A 15890-nucleotide genomic window follows, 5' to 3' on the forward strand; every position below is an offset into this window, starting at 1 on the left:
CAGCTGGGGGTCTCGTGAGGACCCCCAGCCGGCCCACTGCACGTCAGAAGAAACCCCCGGCGACGCCGCTCGGCGCTCGTCTCGCTCACGGGAGGAACCCCAACGTGAAGATCCTACGTTTCGCGGCCGTCGGCGTGGCGGCCACGCTCGCGCTCGCCGCTTGCAGCAACGGCGACGACGCATCGGACGACACCTCGTCGGCAGCCAGCACGCCCGAGGCTGCGACGATCAAGCTCTGGCTGAACGGCACCGACACCCCGGACGCGCTGCGTGAGTACCTCACGACGACGTTCGAGGCCGAGAACCCGGGCTCCAAGCTCGTCATCGAGGAGCAGGACTGGAACGGGCTCGTCCCGCGCCTGCAGACCGCTCTGTCGTCGGCCGACCAGACCCCGGACGTCGTCGAGATCGGCAACACGCAGTCGCCGACCTTCACGTACGCCGGCGCCTTCGCCGACATCACCGACATGTACGACGAGCTGGGCGGCGACAAGCTGCTCCCCGGCTTCGTCGACGCGGGTAGCGCGGACGGCAAGTTCTACGCGGCTCCCTACTACTCCGGCGCGCGTGCCGTGTTCTACAACAAGGACGCGTTCGCCGCGGCGGGCGTCGAGGTGCCCACCACGCTCGAGGAGTTCACGACCGTCGCGCAGAAGCTGCAGGCCGCCAACCCCGCGGGCTCCGGCTTCTGGCTCCCGGGCCAGGACTGGTACAACGGCGCCGCGTGGCTCTACACCAACGGTGGCAACTTCGCGGTCAAGGACGGTGACACCTGGAAGGGTGCCCTGTCCGAGCCCGACTCCATCAAGGGCCTCGAGCAGGTCCAGGAGCTGTTCAAGACGGCGACCAAGGCTCCGGCCGACAGCGACTCGAACGAGCCGTGGGTCCCGTTCAACCAGGGCCAGTCCGCCATGTTCTCCGCGCCCACCTGGGCCCGGTGGAGCATCGACCTGCCCCAGTGCAACAAGGGCGTCGACCCCGACGACAAGTCGGACGCCGCCAAGGCGCTCCGCACCGAGCAGCAGGCCTGCAACGAGGAGCACACCGGCGTCTTCCCGCTCCCGGGCATCGAGGCCGGCTCCTACGCGAACGGCTTCGCCGGCGGCTCGAACATCGCCGTCGCCGCGAAGTCGCAGCACCCGGAGCTCGCCAAGAGCCTCCTGAAGATCATCTTCACGGAGGAGTTCCAGAACATGCTCGGCAGCAACGGCCTCATCCCCGGCAACACGGACTACGCCGCCTCCATGGGCGACGACGTCTACGCCAAGGCCGCTGTCGCCGCCGCGCTGAACGCCAAGCTCACGCCGGCCGCCGAGAACTGGGCCACCGTCGAGGGCGACCGCATCCTGGAGGACTTCTTCCAGCAGCTCGCGACGGGGGCCGACGTCAAGGAGGCCGCTGCCGCTGCTGACAAGCAGATCGAGGCCGCGCTCAACTGATGACCTCGGCCGGCCCTCGCTGCTGCGGAGCGGAGGGGGCCGGTCGGGCCTCAGGCCGGGTCGGAGGGCCTTCGACCCGGCCGTTCCGGAAACACGACGCACAGCACACACCACTGCTGTACTGATCACTGGTCGTCGTCCGGGCTGTAGCTCGACACAGTGCGGACGACCCCCTGATCCGGGTGCGGTCGGGCCTGCCGACGCAGGCGGACCCGGCCGCGCCACCAGACAGGAGTTCTTCCATGGCAGCCACTGCCCCCGTGGTCGAGCACGACGGCACCCCGCCCGTGTTCCCACGTCGTAAGCGCCGCAACGTCGGTGTGTACGGATTGCTGGTCCCGGCCGGCATCGTCATCGCCGTCGCCCTCGGCTACCCCCTGATCCGGCAGTTCATCACCTCGTTCCAGGAGTACGGGCTCAAGCAGCAGTTCGGAGCCCCCGCCGAGTGGGTCGGGCTGAAGAACTACCAGGAGCTCCTCTCCGACCCGTACGTCTGGGCCGTGATCGGTCGCTCGATCGCCTTCTGCCTGGTGAACGCGGCCGTCACGATGGTCATCGGCATCGCGTTCGCCGTGCTCATGCAGCGCGTCAGCCGCGGCGCCCGGATGACCCTGATGGTCGCCCTCCTGCTCGCCTGGGGCACCCCGGTCCTCGCGTCCATGACGGTCTGGCAGTGGCTCTTCGACTCGCAGTACGGCGTCGTCAACTACGTGCTCGCCAACGTCTTCGGTGCCGACGACATGGCCGGCCACTCGTGGATCATCGAGCCGCTGTCCTTCTACTTCGTCGCCACCGTGATCGTCGTCTGGATGTCGGTGCCGTTCGTCGCGTTCTCCGTCTACGCGGGCCTGCTGCAGGTCCCCGAGGAGACGATGGAGGCCGCGCAGCTCGACGGCGCCTCCCAGCGGCAGCGCTTCTGGAACATCACGATCCCGATGATCCGGCCCGTCCTGTCGATCGTGCTGCTGCTGCAGGTGATCTGGGACATGAAGGTGTTCACCCAGATCTACGTCCTGCAGCGTGCAGGCGCGCCCACGCACGAGACGAACCTGCTCGGCACGCTCATCTACTCCTACGCAGGGGACTTCTCCAAGGCGGGAGCGCTCGCCACGATCATGCTGGTCATCACGCTCGGCCTGACCGGCTTCTACGTCCGCCAGATGCTGAAGGAGGACGAGCTGTGAGCACCGTCGCCACCCCAGCGCCCGCCCCGGCGCCGCAGGGAGCTCCCGTCGTCCCCGTCGCCAAGCGCAAGGCCCGGGTCAAGACGACCGAGTCCGGTCGTGCCCAGACCCGCACGGGCCGCCGCGTCCTCGGGATCGTCGCCGTCGTCGTGGCCATCGCCTGGGTCTTCCCGATCTACTGGATGGTCAACAGCGCGTTCCTGCCGCTGAACAAGCTGCAGACCAGCAAGCCGACGTTCTTCCCGCTCGACGGGACGATCTCGAACTTCCGCCGCGTGTGGAACGACCCGTCGTTCTGGGACGCGATGAAGGTCTCGCTGACGGTCGTCGTGATCGTCCTCGTCGCCGCCCTGATCTTCGCGTTCCTCGCCGCGCTCGCCGTCAGCCGGTTCCGGTTCCGCGGTCGCAAGGCGTTCATCCTGACGATCCTCGTGGTGCAGATGATCCCCGCGGAGGGGCTCTTCATCTCGCAGTACCGGATGCTCGACGGCTGGAACCTGGTGAACACGGCCATCGGCCTGGCCATCGTCTACACGGCGGCGATCCTGCCCTTCACGATCTGGATGCTGCGCGGCTTCGTGGCCGGCGTGCCGATCGAGCTCGAGGAGGCGGCGATGGTGGACGGCCTGTCGCGCACCGCCGCCTTCTTCCGGATCACCTTCCCGCTGCTCGCTCCCGGCCTCGTGGCCGCGGGCGTGTACGGGTTCCTGCAGGCCTGGAACGAGTACACCCTCGCCCTCGTCGTCATGACCGACCCGACCGAGCACACGCTGCCGCTGTGGCTGCAGGGCCTCGTCGAGTCGAACCGTGCGACCGACTGGGGCGTCGTGATGGCAGGCTCGGCACTGATCGCGATTCCTGTGATCGTCTTCTTCCTGTTCGTCCAGAACAAGATGACGTCCGGGCTGGTCGCCGGAGCGGTGAAGGGCTGACGTGAGCACGCAGGGGATCCCGACTCCACTCAGGGCGTCGGACGACGGGCCGCGCCCGTGGTCCGTCGGGCTCGACATCGGCGGCACCAAGGTGCTCGGTGTCGCGCTCGACGGGGACGGCGTGGTGCGGCACCAGGTCCGGCTCGCCACCACGAAGGGTGTGCAGGGCCTGGTCGACGTCGCGGTCGCGGTGGTCGAGGACCTCGCGGGCCGCATGGGTCTGCCGGTGTCCGAGCTCGCGGGTGTCGGCATCGGGCTGCCCGGGGTCGTCGACGCCGACAAGGGCCTGGTCGAGCACGCCGTGAACCTGGGCATCGAGGAGAGCACCCCGCTCGCGTCGATCGTCGCGGAGCGTCTCGGTGTGCAGGTCCGGGTCGAGAACGACCTCACCGTCGCCGTCGTCGGCGCCGCGCACACGGTCGACGGTGCGCAGGGCACGGGCGAGCCGGGGGTGCACGACATCGCGTTCCTCGCGCTCGGCACGGGCCTGGCCGCCGGGCTGCTGCTCGAGGGCCGGCTGCGGCGCGGCTCGCACGGGGGCGCCGGCGAGATCGGCCACCTGACGCTGGTTCCGGACGGCCTGCCGTGCAAGTGCGGCCAGCTCGGCTGCCTGGAGCAGTACGCGTCCGGGTCGGCGCTCGACATCGCCTGGCCCAGCCGGTTCGGCCGTCCCGCGCCCGCCGAGCTGTTCACCGCGGCCGCGGACGGGGACCCGCAGGCGATCGAGGTGCGCGACCGCTTCGCGTGGGCGGTCGCCTCCGCGGTCCGCATCCTCGTGCTCACCGCCGACGTCGACCTCGTCGTGATCGGCGGCGGCGTCAGCGCGCTCGGCCAGCCGCTGCTGCGGGCCGTGCGCGGCGAGCTGGAGCGGCAGGCGGAGGCGTCGCCGTTCCTCGCGTCGATGAGCCTGCCCGGACGCGTGAGCCTGGCTCCCGCTGACGTGCCGGTGGGCGCGGTCGGTGCGGCACTGCTCGGACGAGGGGAGTACTTCTGATGGAGGTCGTCATCGGTCCCGGCGCGGAGCTGGGACGTCTGGCCGCGGACGCGATCGAGCAGCTCGTGCGCGCGCAGCCCGACTCCGTGCTCGGCCTGGCCACCGGGTCGAGCCCGCTCGCGGTCTACGACGAGCTCGCTCGACGGCACACGCAGGACGGCCTGTCGTTCGCGCGTGCCCGGGCCTTCATGCTCGACGAGTACGTCGGTCTCGAGGCCGGCCACCCCGAGCGCTATCGCAACGTCATCGAGAAGGAGATCGCCTCCCGCGTCGACTTCGCCGACGGTGCGGTGCAGGGGCCCGACGGACTGGCCGACGACCTCGTCGTGGCCTGTCGCGCCTACGAGGACGCGATCGCGGACGTCGGCGGCGTCGACCTGCAGCTCCTCGGGATCGGCACCGACGGGCACATCGCGTTCAACGAGCCCGGCTCGTCGCTGGCGTCCCGGACCCGCATCAAGACCCTGACGCGGCAGACGCGCGAGGACAACGCCCGGTTCTTCGGGGGAGACCTCGACAAGGTGCCGACGCACTGCCTGACGCAGGGGCTCGCGACGATCATGTCCGCCCGGCACCTCGTGCTCCTGGCCACCGGCAAGGGCAAGGCGGAGGCCGTGCACCAGCTCGTCGAGGGCCCGGTGAGCGCCATGTGGCCGGCGACGATCCTGCAGCACCACCCGCACGTCACCGTCCTCGTCGACGACGCCGCGGCGAGCCGTCTGCAGCTGGCCGACTACTACCGCGAGACATACCGCTCCAAGCCGCAGTGGCAGGGCCTCTGACGCGGGTGATGTTGCCCACCCGGGACGCCGTCGACGGCCGGTCGGCCCCCGGCGTTGTCGGATCCGCCACGTACACTCGACGCCATGAGTGAGCCGTTCCCGATGCCGTCCGCACCAGACGACCCGTCCGGTCCGGACCAGGGGACGTCGACCAGCGTCCTGGAGCGCGAGGAGACGACCGAGCAGGTCGAACCCGGCGACCACGAGCGGTTCGCGCACTACGTGCGCAAGGAGAAGATCCTCGACTCCGCGATCAGCGGCAAGCCCGTGATCGCCCTCTGCGGCAAGGTCTGGGTCCCCGGCCGGGACCCGAACAAGTTCCCGGTCTGCCCGGTCTGCAAGGAGATCTACGAGGGTCTGCGCGAGCCGCAGGACGGCGACAACAACGGCGGCGAGGGCGGCGGCAAGTCCGGCGGTCGCCGCTGGGGCTTCGGTCGCAACCCCGGCTCGGGCTCCGGCGGTTCCGGCTCGGGCGGCGACGCGCGGTTCACCGGCTCGACCAGCGGCGGCTCGTGACGGCCGCCCCGCGCCCGTCCGTCGTCCCGTCCACCCACCACGCGTCGTCGTCCGCCGCGTCACAGCTGCCGCCGGCGTTCCCCAGCCGTGCGCCCTGGGGCACGGCCGACAAGCTGCGTGCGTGGCAGGCGGAGGCGATCGAGCAGTACCGGGTCAGCAACCCGCGGGACTTCCTCGCGGTCGCCACGCCCGGTGCGGGAAAGACGACGTTCGCGCTCCGGATCGCCACCGAGCTGCTCGAGGCGAAGGTGGTGCGACGGGTGACCGTCGTCGCGCCGACCGAGCACCTCAAGCGCCAGTGGGCCGACGCCGCGGCGCGCGTCGGCATCACGCTCGACCCCAACTTCAGCAACGCGCAGGGCCGGCACGGGCACGGGTTCGACGGCGTCGCCGTGACCTACGCCCAGGTGGCCAGCAAGCCGGCTCTGCACGCGGCGCGCACGTCAGCAGCGCCGACGCTCGTCATCCTGGACGAGGTGCACCACGGAGGTGACGCGCTGAGCTGGGGCGACGCCGTCCGCGAGGCGTTCGAGGGTGCCACCCGCCGGCTCGCGCTCACGGGCACGCCGTTCCGCTCCGACACCGCGGCGATCCCGTTCGTGCGCTACGACCGCGACCGCGACGGCATCCGGCGCAGCGTCGCCGACTACACGTACGGCTACGGCGACGCGCTGCGCGACCACGTCGTGCGTCCGGTCATCTTCCTGTCCTACAGCGGCTCGATGCGGTGGCGCACCAAGGCGGGCGACGAGATGAGCGCCCGGCTGGGGGAGCCGCTCACCAAGGACATCACCGCGCAGGCCTGGCGCACGGCCCTGGACCCGAACGGCGAGTGGATCCCCAGCGTGCTGGCCGCGGCGGACCGCCGGCTGACCGAGGTCCGGCGCACCGTCCCGGACGCCGGCGCCATGGTCATCGCGACCGACCAGACCGATGCACGCGCCTACGCGGGCCACCTGGCACGCCTCACCGGCAGGTCGCCGACCGTCGTGCTCTCCGACGACGACGGCGCGAGCGACCGGATCGACGAGTTCTCCGCGGGCACCTCGCGGTGGATGGTCGCGGTCCGCATGGTCTCCGAGGGCGTCGACGTCCCGCGCCTCGCGGTGGGCGTCTACGCGACGAGCACGGCGACGCCTCTGTTCTTCGCCCAGGCCGTCGGCCGGTTCGTGCGTGCGCGGCGCCGGGGCGAGACCGCCTCGGTGTTCCTGCCGAGCGTCCCGCAGCTGCTCGCACTCGCCAACACGCTCGAGCTCGAGCGTGACCACGCGCTGGACCGCCCGAAGACCGCCGAGGAGATGGGCGAGGGGTTCAACCCCGAGGACGCCCTGATGGAGGCGGCGAACGCGGAGCGCAACGGCCCGGACGAGATCGGGCCGGACGGCAAGCAGGGGGCGTTCGAGGCGCTCGAGGCCCAGGCGTCGTTCGACCGGGTGCTCTTCGACGGCGGCGAGTTCGGCACGGGCGCGGAGATGGGGTCCGACGAGGAGCTCGACTTCCTCGGCCTGCCCGGACTGCTCGACGCCGACCAGGTGTCCGCCCTGCTGCGCCAGAGGCAGGCCGACCAGCTGAACGGCCGCAAGAAGGCGCCCGCCGACGAGCCGCCGCCGATGGACCACCGCAAGCAGGCCGAGCTGCGCAAGGAGCTGTCGCAGCTGGTGGGGGCGTGGGCGCGCAAGAGCGGCCAGCCCCACGGGTCCGTGCACAACGAGCTGCGCCGCCGCTGCGGGGGTCCGGAGGTGGCCCTCGCCGACCCCGACCAGCTGACCGCGCGCGTCGCCATGGTGCGCGGCTGGTTCGTCGGGAAGAAGTGATCACCTCTTCGGGTGAGGAATCCGCAACCCCCGTCTCGAATCGTGGACGTCGCTAGTCGGGCGTAAAACCGCAGGTCACAGCCCTGGACGCGTGACCACATAGCAGCGACGGCCGGTCGCGCAACTTGGCGTTCGGCGTGCCGACGACCCTCGTCCCTGGCAGCGTTCTGTCGTCGCCGAACGGCCCGGGTACCCCCGCTCGCCGGATCGGCGCTTCTGACGAAAGGGGCATCACCATGCCCGGCTGGCTCATCCTCATCATCATCGGTGTCATCCTGCTCATCCTCGGCTTCGCCGGCGTCGGGTCGTTCCTCATCTGGATCGGCATCGCCGTGCTGGTCGTCAGCCTGATCCTCGCCCTGGTCGGCCGCGGCCGTTCGCGCGTGTAGCGATCGCCCGGCTCGGGCGGGTCTGACGACCCGCCCGGTCGTGGGTCGGCCGGGCGTCAGCCCCCGACCCGCACCGTGACCGTCGGCACCGCGGCCTCGTCCGCGGACAAGCGCCTCGCCCCCCGCGGCAGCTCGTCCCGCGAGGCCCGGTGCCGACCCACGGCGGCCCGGACGCCGTCCGCCCCCGTCCAGGCCCGGTCTGCGACCCCGGCGGTGACGAGCGGGACGTGCAGCGCCCGCAGGTCCGCGTCGTCGGACCGCCACCCACGGACCTCGTCGTCCGGACCCATGACCAGGACCTCCTCCGCCGCCCGGCCCTCGGCGTCGAGCCGTCGAGCCGCGGCCTTGCGGCCCCCCACGCTGGTCTTGGACCGCGACGCCTTCGCCACGGGCTCCAGCGAGCCGTCCGGTCCCTCGCGAGCGACGAGCTTGTAGACCATCCCGCACGTCGGCGCCCCCGACCCGGTGACCACGGACGTGCCGACGCCGTAGCTGTCGACCGGCGCGACGGCGAGCGCCGCGATCGCGTACTCGTCGAGGTCGGACGTCACGATGATCTTGGTGTCCCGCGCACCCGCGGCGTCGAGCTGCTGCCGCACCTCGTGCGCCAGGACGCCGAGGTCGCCGGAGTCGAGCCGGACGGCTCCCAGGGCCGTCCCCGCGGCGGCCAGGGCGTTCTCGACGCCGCGCCGCACGTCGTAGGTGTCGACGAGCAGGGTCGTCCCCACGCCCTGCGACGCGACCTGCGTCTCGAAGGCGGTCCGCTCGTCGTCGTGCAGGAGCGTGAAGGCGTGCGCGGCGGTCCCGATCGTCGCCAACCCGTACCGCCGTCCCGCCTCCAGGTTGGAGGTCCCCGCGAAGCCGGCGACGACCGCGGCCCGGCTCGCCGCGACCGCAGCCTCCTCGTGCGCTCGTCGTGAACCCATCTCGAGCACGGGCCGGTCGACCGCCGCACTGGTCATCCGGGACGCGGCCGACGCCACGGCGGAGTCGAAGTTGAGGATCGAGAGCACGAGCGTCTCCAGCAGGACGGCCTCGGCGAAGGTGCCCTCGACGACCATGACCGGCGACGACGGGAAGAACGTCTCGCCCTCGGCGTACCCGACGACCGACCCGCCGAACCGGTAGCCGGACAGGTAGGAGAGCGTCGTGTCGTCCACCACGCGCTCGTCGGCAAGGAAGTCGAGCTCCTCCTTGCCGAACCGGAACCGCTCGATCGCCTCGAGCACGCGACCGGTCCCGGCGAGCACCGCGTACCGACGCCCCGGGGGCAGGCGGCGCGTGAAGACCTCGAACACGCAGCGGCGGTGAGCGGTCCCGTCGGCGAGCGCGGCCTGCAGCATCGTGAGCTCGTAGCGGTCGGTGAGCAGGGCCGTGCTCGGACCAGGGGTCATGCGGCCAACGTAGGCAGCGGAGAACATCCGCGCACGTCGCCGACGCACCTACAGTGGGCCTCGTGCCTGTGCAGACCCTTCCCGACCAGAGTGTCGAGGCGCAGGAGAAGACGGCGGTCGCCGATCCGTGGGTGACGATCGTCTGGAACGATCCCGTGAACCTCATGAGCTACGTGACGTACGTGTTCGAGTCGTACTTCGGCTTCCCGCGGGAGAAGGCCGAGAAGCTGATGCGGCAGGTCCACCAGCAGGGACGCGCCGTGGTGTCCACCGGATCCCTCGAGGCGATGGAGGTCGACGTGCAGGCGATGCACGAGTTCGGCCTGTGGGCCACGCTCCAGCGAAGCGGGCAGTGATGCGGGCGTTCCGGCGGCGCCGCGGGATGTACGTGGCGCGCCTGGACGACGACGAGCGCGGCGTGATCGCGGCCCTCGTCGCGGACGTCGCCGAGCTGCTCGGTGCGGGCCGGATCGACGAGGAGACCGCCGCGACCGTGCCGGGTGACGGTTCGCCGCGGATCCAGCTCGACAACGTCGCGCCGCCGACCGACCCCGCCGTCCGGCGCCTGCTGCCGGACGCGTCGCGCGACGACCCCGAGGTGTCCGCCGAGTTCCGCCGCCTGACCGAGGACGACATCCGTGCGGGCAAGGTCGCCCGGCTCAGCCGGCTCTGGACCGCGCTGACCACTCCCACCGCCGGGCAGCGCGCCGACGCGTTCGTGGTCGCGCCCGACGACGCCAAGGACGTCGCGGCGGCGCTGACGGACCTGCGGCTCGTCCTGGCCGAGCGCCTCCAGATCCGCACCGACGACCAGGCCGAGCGCCTGTACGACCAGCTGCTGACCTCGCCGACGGCGGACCTCGACGAGGCCGACGCCGACCACCTCGACCCCGCGACCCGGCGCTACCTCGTCGCGGTCTACGGTGCGTTGAGCTGGTTGCAGGAGTCGCTCGTCGAGGCGCTGCTCGCGGACCTGCGCGCGCCGGGTGGCGGACGCAACACCCCGCCGGGCAGGCCACCGGCCGGGTAGCGGATAGGCTCGGCCGCGTGAACGACGCCCCCCTCGGGATCTTCGACTCCGGTGTCGGCGGGCTGACGGTGGCGCGGTCGATCCTCGACCAGCTGCCCCACGAGTCCACGATCTACATCGGCGACACCCTCAACACGCCCTACGGCAGCAAGCCGCTGGCGGCCGTCCGTGCGCACGCCCTCGAGGTGATGGACGACCTCGTGGACGCCGGCGTGAAGCTGCTCGTCATCGCCTGCAACACGGCGTCGTCGGCGATGCTGCGCGACGCCCGCGAGCGGTACACGCTGCGACGAGGCATCCCGGTGGTCGAGGTGATCCTGCCGGCCGCCCGGCGCGCGGTCGCGGCCACCCGGACGGGCCGCATCGGCGTCATCGCGACCAAGTCGACCGTCGAGTCGAGGTCGTACGACGACGCGTTCGCCGTGGCGCCGGGCGTCGAGCTGACCACGCAGGCCTGCCCCCGGTTCGTCGAGCTGGTCGAGGCGGGCATCACCTCGGGCCCGGAGGTGCTCGCGCTCGCGCACGAGTACCTGGACCCGGTCCGCGAGGCCGGCGTCGACACCCTCGTGCTCGGCTGCACGCACTACCCGCTGCTCACGGGCGCGATCTCCTACGTCATGGGCGAGGACGTCACGCTCGTGTCCAGCGCCGAGGAGACCGCCAAGGACGTGTACCGCACGCTCGTGGCGCACGACCTCGAGCGCGACCTCTCCGCAGGAGCGCCCAGCCACCGGTTCCTCGCCACGGGCGACCCCGTCGCGTTCCAGAAGCTCGCCCGCCGGTTCCTGGGCCCCGAGGTCGAGGCCGTCGAGCCGCGCGGAGCCCTGCGATGAGGCTGACGATCCTGGGCTGCGCCGGGTCCTTCCCGAGCGCGGACTCGGCCGCGTCGGCGTACCTCGTGCAGGCCGACGATGCCGACGGGCGCACCTGGACCGTGCTGCTGGACCTCGGCAACGGCGCCCTGGGCGCCCTCCAGCGGTACGGCGACCCGACGGCCCTGGACGCCATCGGCCTGTCCCACCTGCACGCCGACCACGTGGCCGACCTCGCCGTGCTGCACGTGCTGCGGCGGTACGACCCCGCCGGTGCCCTGCCGCCCGTTCCCGTCTACGGTCCGGTCGGCACCGCCGATCGCCTCGCGCAGCTGTGCGGCAGCGAGAGCCCGAGCGAGCAGTTCGTGGTCGCGTCGTGGGAGGCAGGTTCCGACGTGGTCGTCGGGCCCCTGACGCTGACGCCCATCCCCGTCGAGCACCCGATCCCGGCGTTCGGCGTCCGGGTCACCGGGCCGTCCGACGTCTCCGACGGGTCCGTCACGCTCTCCTACAGCGGCGACACCGACGAGTGCCCGGGCCTGGACGCCCTGGCCGCGGACGTGGACCTGCTCCTCGTCGAGTCGGCGTACGTGGAGGGCAGGGACGACGAGCTGCGGGGCATCCACCTCACCGGTCGTCGCGCCGGCGAGGCCGCGGCGCGCGGGGGTGCCCGGCGGCTCGTGCTCACGCACATCCCGGCCTGGAACGATCCCGCGGTGACCGAGGCGGAGGCGGCGGCCGTGTACGGCGGCCCGATCGAGCTGGCGCGTCCGGGCGCGGTCCACGTCCTGTAGCGGACCTGGACGTGAACCGTCCCTGTCGGACCGCGCGGTTACGCTCGTCCGCATGACTTCTGCCACCTCTGCCTCCACCGTGCCCGGCGTGCGCGCCGACGGCCGCGCCCCCGACCAGCTCCGCCCGGTCACCCTGACCCGCGGCTTCCTGGAGGCCGGCGAGGGCAGCGTGCTCGTCGAGTTCGGCGGCACCAAGGTGCTGTGCGTCGCGTCGTTCACGCCCGGGGTGCCGCGCTGGAAGAAGGGCTCCGGCGAGGGCTGGGTCACGGCCGAGTACTCGATGCTCCCGCGCGCGACGAACAGCCGTTCCGACCGCGAGTCCGTCAAGGGCCGCGTCGGCGGGCGCACGCACGAGATCTCGCGCCTGATCGGCCGCTCGCTGCGGGCGATCATCGACGTCTCGGCGCTCGGCGAGAACACGATCGTGCTCGACTGCGACGTGCTCCAGGCCGACGGCGGCACCCGCACCGCCTCGATCACCGGCGCCTACGTCGCCCTGGCCGACGCCGTCGCGTGGGCCGTCGCCCAGGGGCACGTCTCGAAGAACAAGGTCGTCCTGCGGGACTCGGTCGCCGCCGTGAGCGTCGGCATCGTCGACGGGCTGCCCGTCCTCGACCTGCCGTACGTCGAGGACGTGCGAGCCGAGACCGACATGAACGTCGTGGTCACCGGTTCCGGCACGTTCGTCGAGGTCCAGGGCACCGCCGAGCACGCCCCGTTCGACCGCGCCGAGCTCAACGCGCTGCTCGACCTCGCGGTCGCCGGGACCGCCCAGCTGACCGCGCTGCAGACCGCTGCCCTGGCGCAGGCTCCGGGCGACGGCTCGGCGACGCGCGCGGTCCGATGACCTCGAGCACCCGCCTGGTGCTCGCCACGCACAACGCGCACAAGGTCGGCGAGCTGCGAGCGATCCTGTCTCCCGTGCTGCCCGGGCTCGACCCCGCCTCGGTGGTCGGCGCGCGCGACGTCGGTGCGCCCGAGCCGGTCGAGGACGGCCTGACGTTCGCGGAGAACGCGCTGATCAAGGCCCGCGCGCTCGCCGCCTTCACCGGCCTGCCCGCCGTGGCCGACGACTCCGGGCTCAGCGTCGACGTGCTCGGCGGGTCGCCGGGGATCTTCTCGGCGCGCTGGGCCGGCCGGCACGGCGACGACCAGGCCAACCTCGACCTCCTGCTCGCGCAGCTGGGGGACATCGCGCCCGAGCACCGTGGCGCGCGCTTCGTCTGCGCCGCCGCGCTGGTCACCCCCGACGGCTTCGAGCACGTCGAGACGGGCGCGCTCGAGGGCACGCTGGCCACGGCCCCGCGCGGCTCCCACGGGTTCGGGTACGACCCGATCCTGGTGCCGGCGGGGGACTCGCGGACGTGCGCCGAGCTGACTCCCGAGGAGAAGAACGCGATCAGCCATCGCGGGACGGCGTTCCGCGCCCTCGTGCCCACCCTGGTCCGCGTGCTGGGCGGATGACGAGGATGGCGGGCGCGCCTGGAGGGACCCGGGCCGGTGTCTGAGAGCGCCGAGGTCGAGACCGCGGTCGTGGGTGCGGCCCAGCTGGTGGCGTCGTCGGTCACCTTCGGCTACCCCGGCCGCTCCGTCCTGGACGGCATCGACCTCGTGGTCAGCGTCGGCGACCGGGTGGGCGTGGTGGGCGAGAACGGCGCCGGCAAGACGACCCTGCTGCGGATCCTGGCGGGCACGTTGGACCCACAGGGCGGCTCGGTCCGGCGGGTCGGCACGCTCGCCGTCGTGGACCAGGAGCTCACCGTCGAGCAGGGTGCGACCGTCGGGGCGCTGGTCGAGGAGTCGCTGTCGGGGGTGCGGGCGGTCTCGGCCGAGCTCGAGGCGGCGATCGCGTCGTTCGACCACGAGACGGGCGACCTGGGCCGGCTCACCGCGGCGGTGGCGCGGTACGAGCACCTGGCCGGCTGGGACGCCGACCGTCGCGTCGACGAGGCGCTGACGCGGTTCGGCGCACCGCGCGACCCCGACCTGCTGCTCGACGAGCTGAGCGTGGGGGAGCGCTACCGCGTGCGGCTGGCGTGCCGGATCGGGGAGCGCGCGGACGTCCTGCTGCTCGACGAGCCGACCAACCACCTGGACGCGGGCGGGATCGACTACCTGACCTCGCGCCTGCGCGACTGGGCCGGCGCGATCGTCATCGTCACCCACGACCGTCGCCTGCTCGACGATGTCATGACGGCGATCCTCGACCTCGACCCGTCGATGGACGGCCGGCCCGCCCTGTACGGGGCGACGCGGTACTCGGACTACCGGTTCCTCAAGTCCCAGATGGTCCGGCGCTGGCGAAGCCGTTACCGCGCGGAGCGCAAGCGCGCGATCGCGCTGGCCGAACGGCTGGACTCGACGTACGAGAACCTCTCCGACGAGTGGCGACCGCCCAAGGGCTCCGACAAGAACCGCCGCGCGACCCGCGCCCGCGGGCACGTGAAGGCCGCCGACCGCCTCATCCAGAAGCTCGAGGCCGAGGCCGTCCAGGTGCCGACGCCACCGCTCGAGCTGTCGTTCCCCGACCTGCCGTCCCTGCCGCCCGACCCGCGACCGGGTCCGCTGCTCGAGGTCCGGGCGCCGCGGGTGCGCGACCGGCTCGACCTGCCGGGGTTGCGCATCGAGGTGCCCGCCTGCGGGCGTCTGCTGGTGACCGGCCCGAACGGCTCCGGCAAGTCGACGCTGCTCGCAGCGCTGGCGGGGACCCTGGACCTCGACCGGGGCGTGCGCATGGTCGCGCCGGGCGTCCGGCTCGGCGTGCTCGCGCAGGAGGGGCCCACGGAGCACGCGACGGCCGCCGCCCAGCGTGCGTACGTCGCCGGTCCGCCCGAGGAGCTCACGGGCTTCGAGGCCTACGCGCGGCACGCCCTGACGCTGCTCGAGGCGGGCGTCCTCGACCCGGCCCGGCTGGTCCCCGTCGCCGCCCAGGGGCTGCTGACCGAGGAGGACCTGGACCGACCGCTGCGCGAGCTGTCGGTGGGTCAGCGCCGCCGGTTCGACCTCGCGTGCGCGGTCCTGGCCGCGCCGCACGTGCTGATCCTCGACGAACCGACCAACCACCTGTCCGTCGGGCTGGTCGACGAGCTGACGGCCGCGCTGCGGGTCACGTCCGCCGCGGTCGTCGTCGCGACCCACGACCGCCGGATGCGGGCCGACCTGTCCGACTGGCCCGAGCTCACGCTGGGGTGAGGACCGGCACCTGGGGGGACGCCGGAAGCAGCCGCTCGATGCCGAGCGCCACGAACGCGAGGACGAGGAACACCACGGCGACCATGCCGGTGCGCAGGAGCGCCTCGCCCATGCCGATCACCGACACGTTCAGGAACGGGTAGGGGTACCAGTCGGTGACGGCGCCGCGGGCGAACGTGTACGCGATCCAGGCCAGCGGATAGACGACCGACCAGCCGACCGTCGCGACGGAGAACCGGGGGCGCGGCCCCACCGCCAGCCACGCGACCACGAACCCGACGGGCACGAGCGTGTGCAGGAGGAAGTTGGACACGGCTCCGGCGCCGGTGAGGTCGCGCAGCCCGGAGAGCGCGACGTGGAAGACGATCCCCGTCACCGCGATGCACAGCAGGCCGTCGAGGAAGAGCACGTCGAAGACGCGACCGCGCCGGTCGGGACGCAGCGCCAGGAGGAGGGCCGCGAGGCCGGCCAGGAAGTTCGACTGGATCGTGAAGAAGGAGACCATGTTGACGAACTTGAAGCCGGGGTCGTCGGAGGTCAGGGCCGCGACCGTCTCCATGACGATCCCGGTGAACGCCGCGAGCGCGACGATCCCGTAGAGGACCCGCGCCACGACGG

At 72.3% G+C, this 15890-nt stretch carries 17 protein-coding genes; 15 read left to right on the forward strand and 2 right to left on the reverse strand.

What is annotated here, in order from left to right; translation table 11 throughout:
• Positions 1-104 precede the first annotated feature (104 nt).
• The 8 genes from AC1DUE_RS07755 to AC1DUE_RS07790 all read left to right on the forward strand — a co-directional run bounded on the left by AC1DUE_RS07755 (position 105) and on the right by AC1DUE_RS07790 (position 8050).
• A complete protein-coding gene (locus AC1DUE_RS07755; protein WP_477038834.1) occupies positions 105-1439 on the forward strand; it encodes an extracellular solute-binding protein in 1335 nt (444 codons plus the stop codon).
• Between the two features lie 242 nt (positions 1440-1681).
• Positions 1682-2623 (forward strand): carbohydrate ABC transporter permease, encoded by a 942-nt coding sequence (locus AC1DUE_RS07760; protein WP_477038835.1) that lies wholly within the window; start codon positions 1682-1684, stop codon positions 2621-2623.
• Complete coding sequence (locus AC1DUE_RS07765; protein ID WP_477038836.1) at positions 2620-3555, forward strand: carbohydrate ABC transporter permease; 936 nt, start codon at positions 2620-2622, stop codon at positions 3553-3555. The genes AC1DUE_RS07760 and AC1DUE_RS07765 overlap by 4 nt, the downstream gene beginning before the upstream one ends.
• A gap of 1 nt (position 3556) precedes the next feature.
• A complete protein-coding gene (locus tag AC1DUE_RS07770) occupies positions 3557-4549 on the forward strand; it encodes an ROK family protein (RefSeq protein ID WP_477038837.1) in 993 nt (330 codons plus the stop codon).
• Complete coding sequence (gene nagB / locus AC1DUE_RS07775) at positions 4549-5331, forward strand: glucosamine-6-phosphate deaminase (RefSeq protein ID WP_477038838.1); 783 nt, start codon at positions 4549-4551, stop codon at positions 5329-5331. Before AC1DUE_RS07770 ends, nagB begins: the two co-directional genes overlap by 1 nt.
• A gap of 84 nt (positions 5332-5415) precedes the next feature.
• The gene (locus AC1DUE_RS07780; RefSeq protein ID WP_477038839.1) at positions 5416-5847 is read left to right on the forward strand and encodes a DUF3039 domain-containing protein; all 432 of its coding nucleotides are present in this window, start codon (positions 5416-5418) and stop codon (positions 5845-5847) included.
• Complete coding sequence (locus AC1DUE_RS07785; protein ID WP_477038840.1) at positions 5844-7661, forward strand: DEAD/DEAH box helicase; 1818 nt, start codon at positions 5844-5846, stop codon at positions 7659-7661. Before AC1DUE_RS07780 ends, AC1DUE_RS07785 begins: the two co-directional genes overlap by 4 nt.
• A gap of 236 nt (positions 7662-7897) precedes the next feature.
• Complete coding sequence (locus tag AC1DUE_RS07790) at positions 7898-8050, forward strand: hypothetical protein (protein WP_477038841.1); 153 nt, start codon at positions 7898-7900, stop codon at positions 8048-8050.
• A 56-nt stretch (positions 8051-8106) separates the two neighbouring features.
• Here AC1DUE_RS07790 and AC1DUE_RS07795 read toward each other — a convergent pair whose 3' ends face one another.
• Positions 8107-9444, reverse strand: coding sequence for a nicotinate phosphoribosyltransferase (locus tag AC1DUE_RS07795; protein ID WP_477038842.1), 1338 nt, complete (start codon positions 9442-9444; stop codon positions 8107-8109).
• Between the two features lie 62 nt (positions 9445-9506).
• On the opposite strand from AC1DUE_RS07795, the gene clpS reads away from it, so the two are divergent.
• Genes clpS through AC1DUE_RS07830 form a run of 7 tightly spaced genes read left to right on the forward strand, consistent with a single transcriptional unit; the run spans position 9507 to position 15272 of the window.
• A complete protein-coding gene (clpS, locus tag AC1DUE_RS07800; protein WP_477038843.1) occupies positions 9507-9800 on the forward strand; it encodes an ATP-dependent Clp protease adapter ClpS in 294 nt (97 codons plus the stop codon).
• Positions 9800-10474, forward strand: a complete 675-nt coding sequence (locus AC1DUE_RS07805; protein ID WP_477038955.1) for a DUF2017 domain-containing protein — start codon at positions 9800-9802, stop codon at positions 10472-10474. The genes clpS and AC1DUE_RS07805 overlap by 1 nt, the downstream gene beginning before the upstream one ends.
• 17 nt (positions 10475-10491) lie before the next feature.
• Entirely contained in the window at positions 10492-11307 is an 816-nt protein-coding gene (gene murI / locus AC1DUE_RS07810) for a glutamate racemase (RefSeq protein WP_477038844.1), read from the forward strand.
• Positions 11304-12080: an MBL fold metallo-hydrolase gene (locus AC1DUE_RS07815; RefSeq protein ID WP_477038845.1), complete on the forward strand. Its 777-nt coding sequence runs from the start codon at positions 11304-11306 to the stop codon at positions 12078-12080. Before murI ends, AC1DUE_RS07815 begins: the two co-directional genes overlap by 4 nt.
• Before the next feature lie 52 nt (positions 12081-12132).
• Positions 12133-12927, forward strand: coding sequence for a ribonuclease PH (gene rph, locus AC1DUE_RS07820; protein ID WP_477038846.1), 795 nt, complete (start codon positions 12133-12135; stop codon positions 12925-12927).
• Entirely contained in the window at positions 12924-13544 is a 621-nt protein-coding gene (gene rdgB / locus AC1DUE_RS07825; protein ID WP_477038847.1) for an RdgB/HAM1 family non-canonical purine NTP pyrophosphatase, read from the forward strand. Before rph ends, rdgB begins: the two co-directional genes overlap by 4 nt.
• A gap of 36 nt (positions 13545-13580) precedes the next feature.
• Complete coding sequence (locus AC1DUE_RS07830; RefSeq protein WP_477038848.1) at positions 13581-15272, forward strand: ABC-F family ATP-binding cassette domain-containing protein; 1692 nt, start codon at positions 13581-13583, stop codon at positions 15270-15272.
• Here the strand turns inward: AC1DUE_RS07830 and AC1DUE_RS07835 are convergent.
• Positions 15259-15885: a Pr6Pr family membrane protein gene (locus AC1DUE_RS07835; RefSeq protein WP_477038849.1), complete on the reverse strand. Its 627-nt coding sequence runs from the start codon at positions 15883-15885 to the stop codon at positions 15259-15261. The two genes, AC1DUE_RS07830 and AC1DUE_RS07835, sit on opposite strands and share 14 nt — an antisense overlap.
• Positions 15886-15890 lie beyond the last annotated feature (5 nt).

The organism is Cellulomonas sp. P4_A2, from assembly GCF_056402515.1.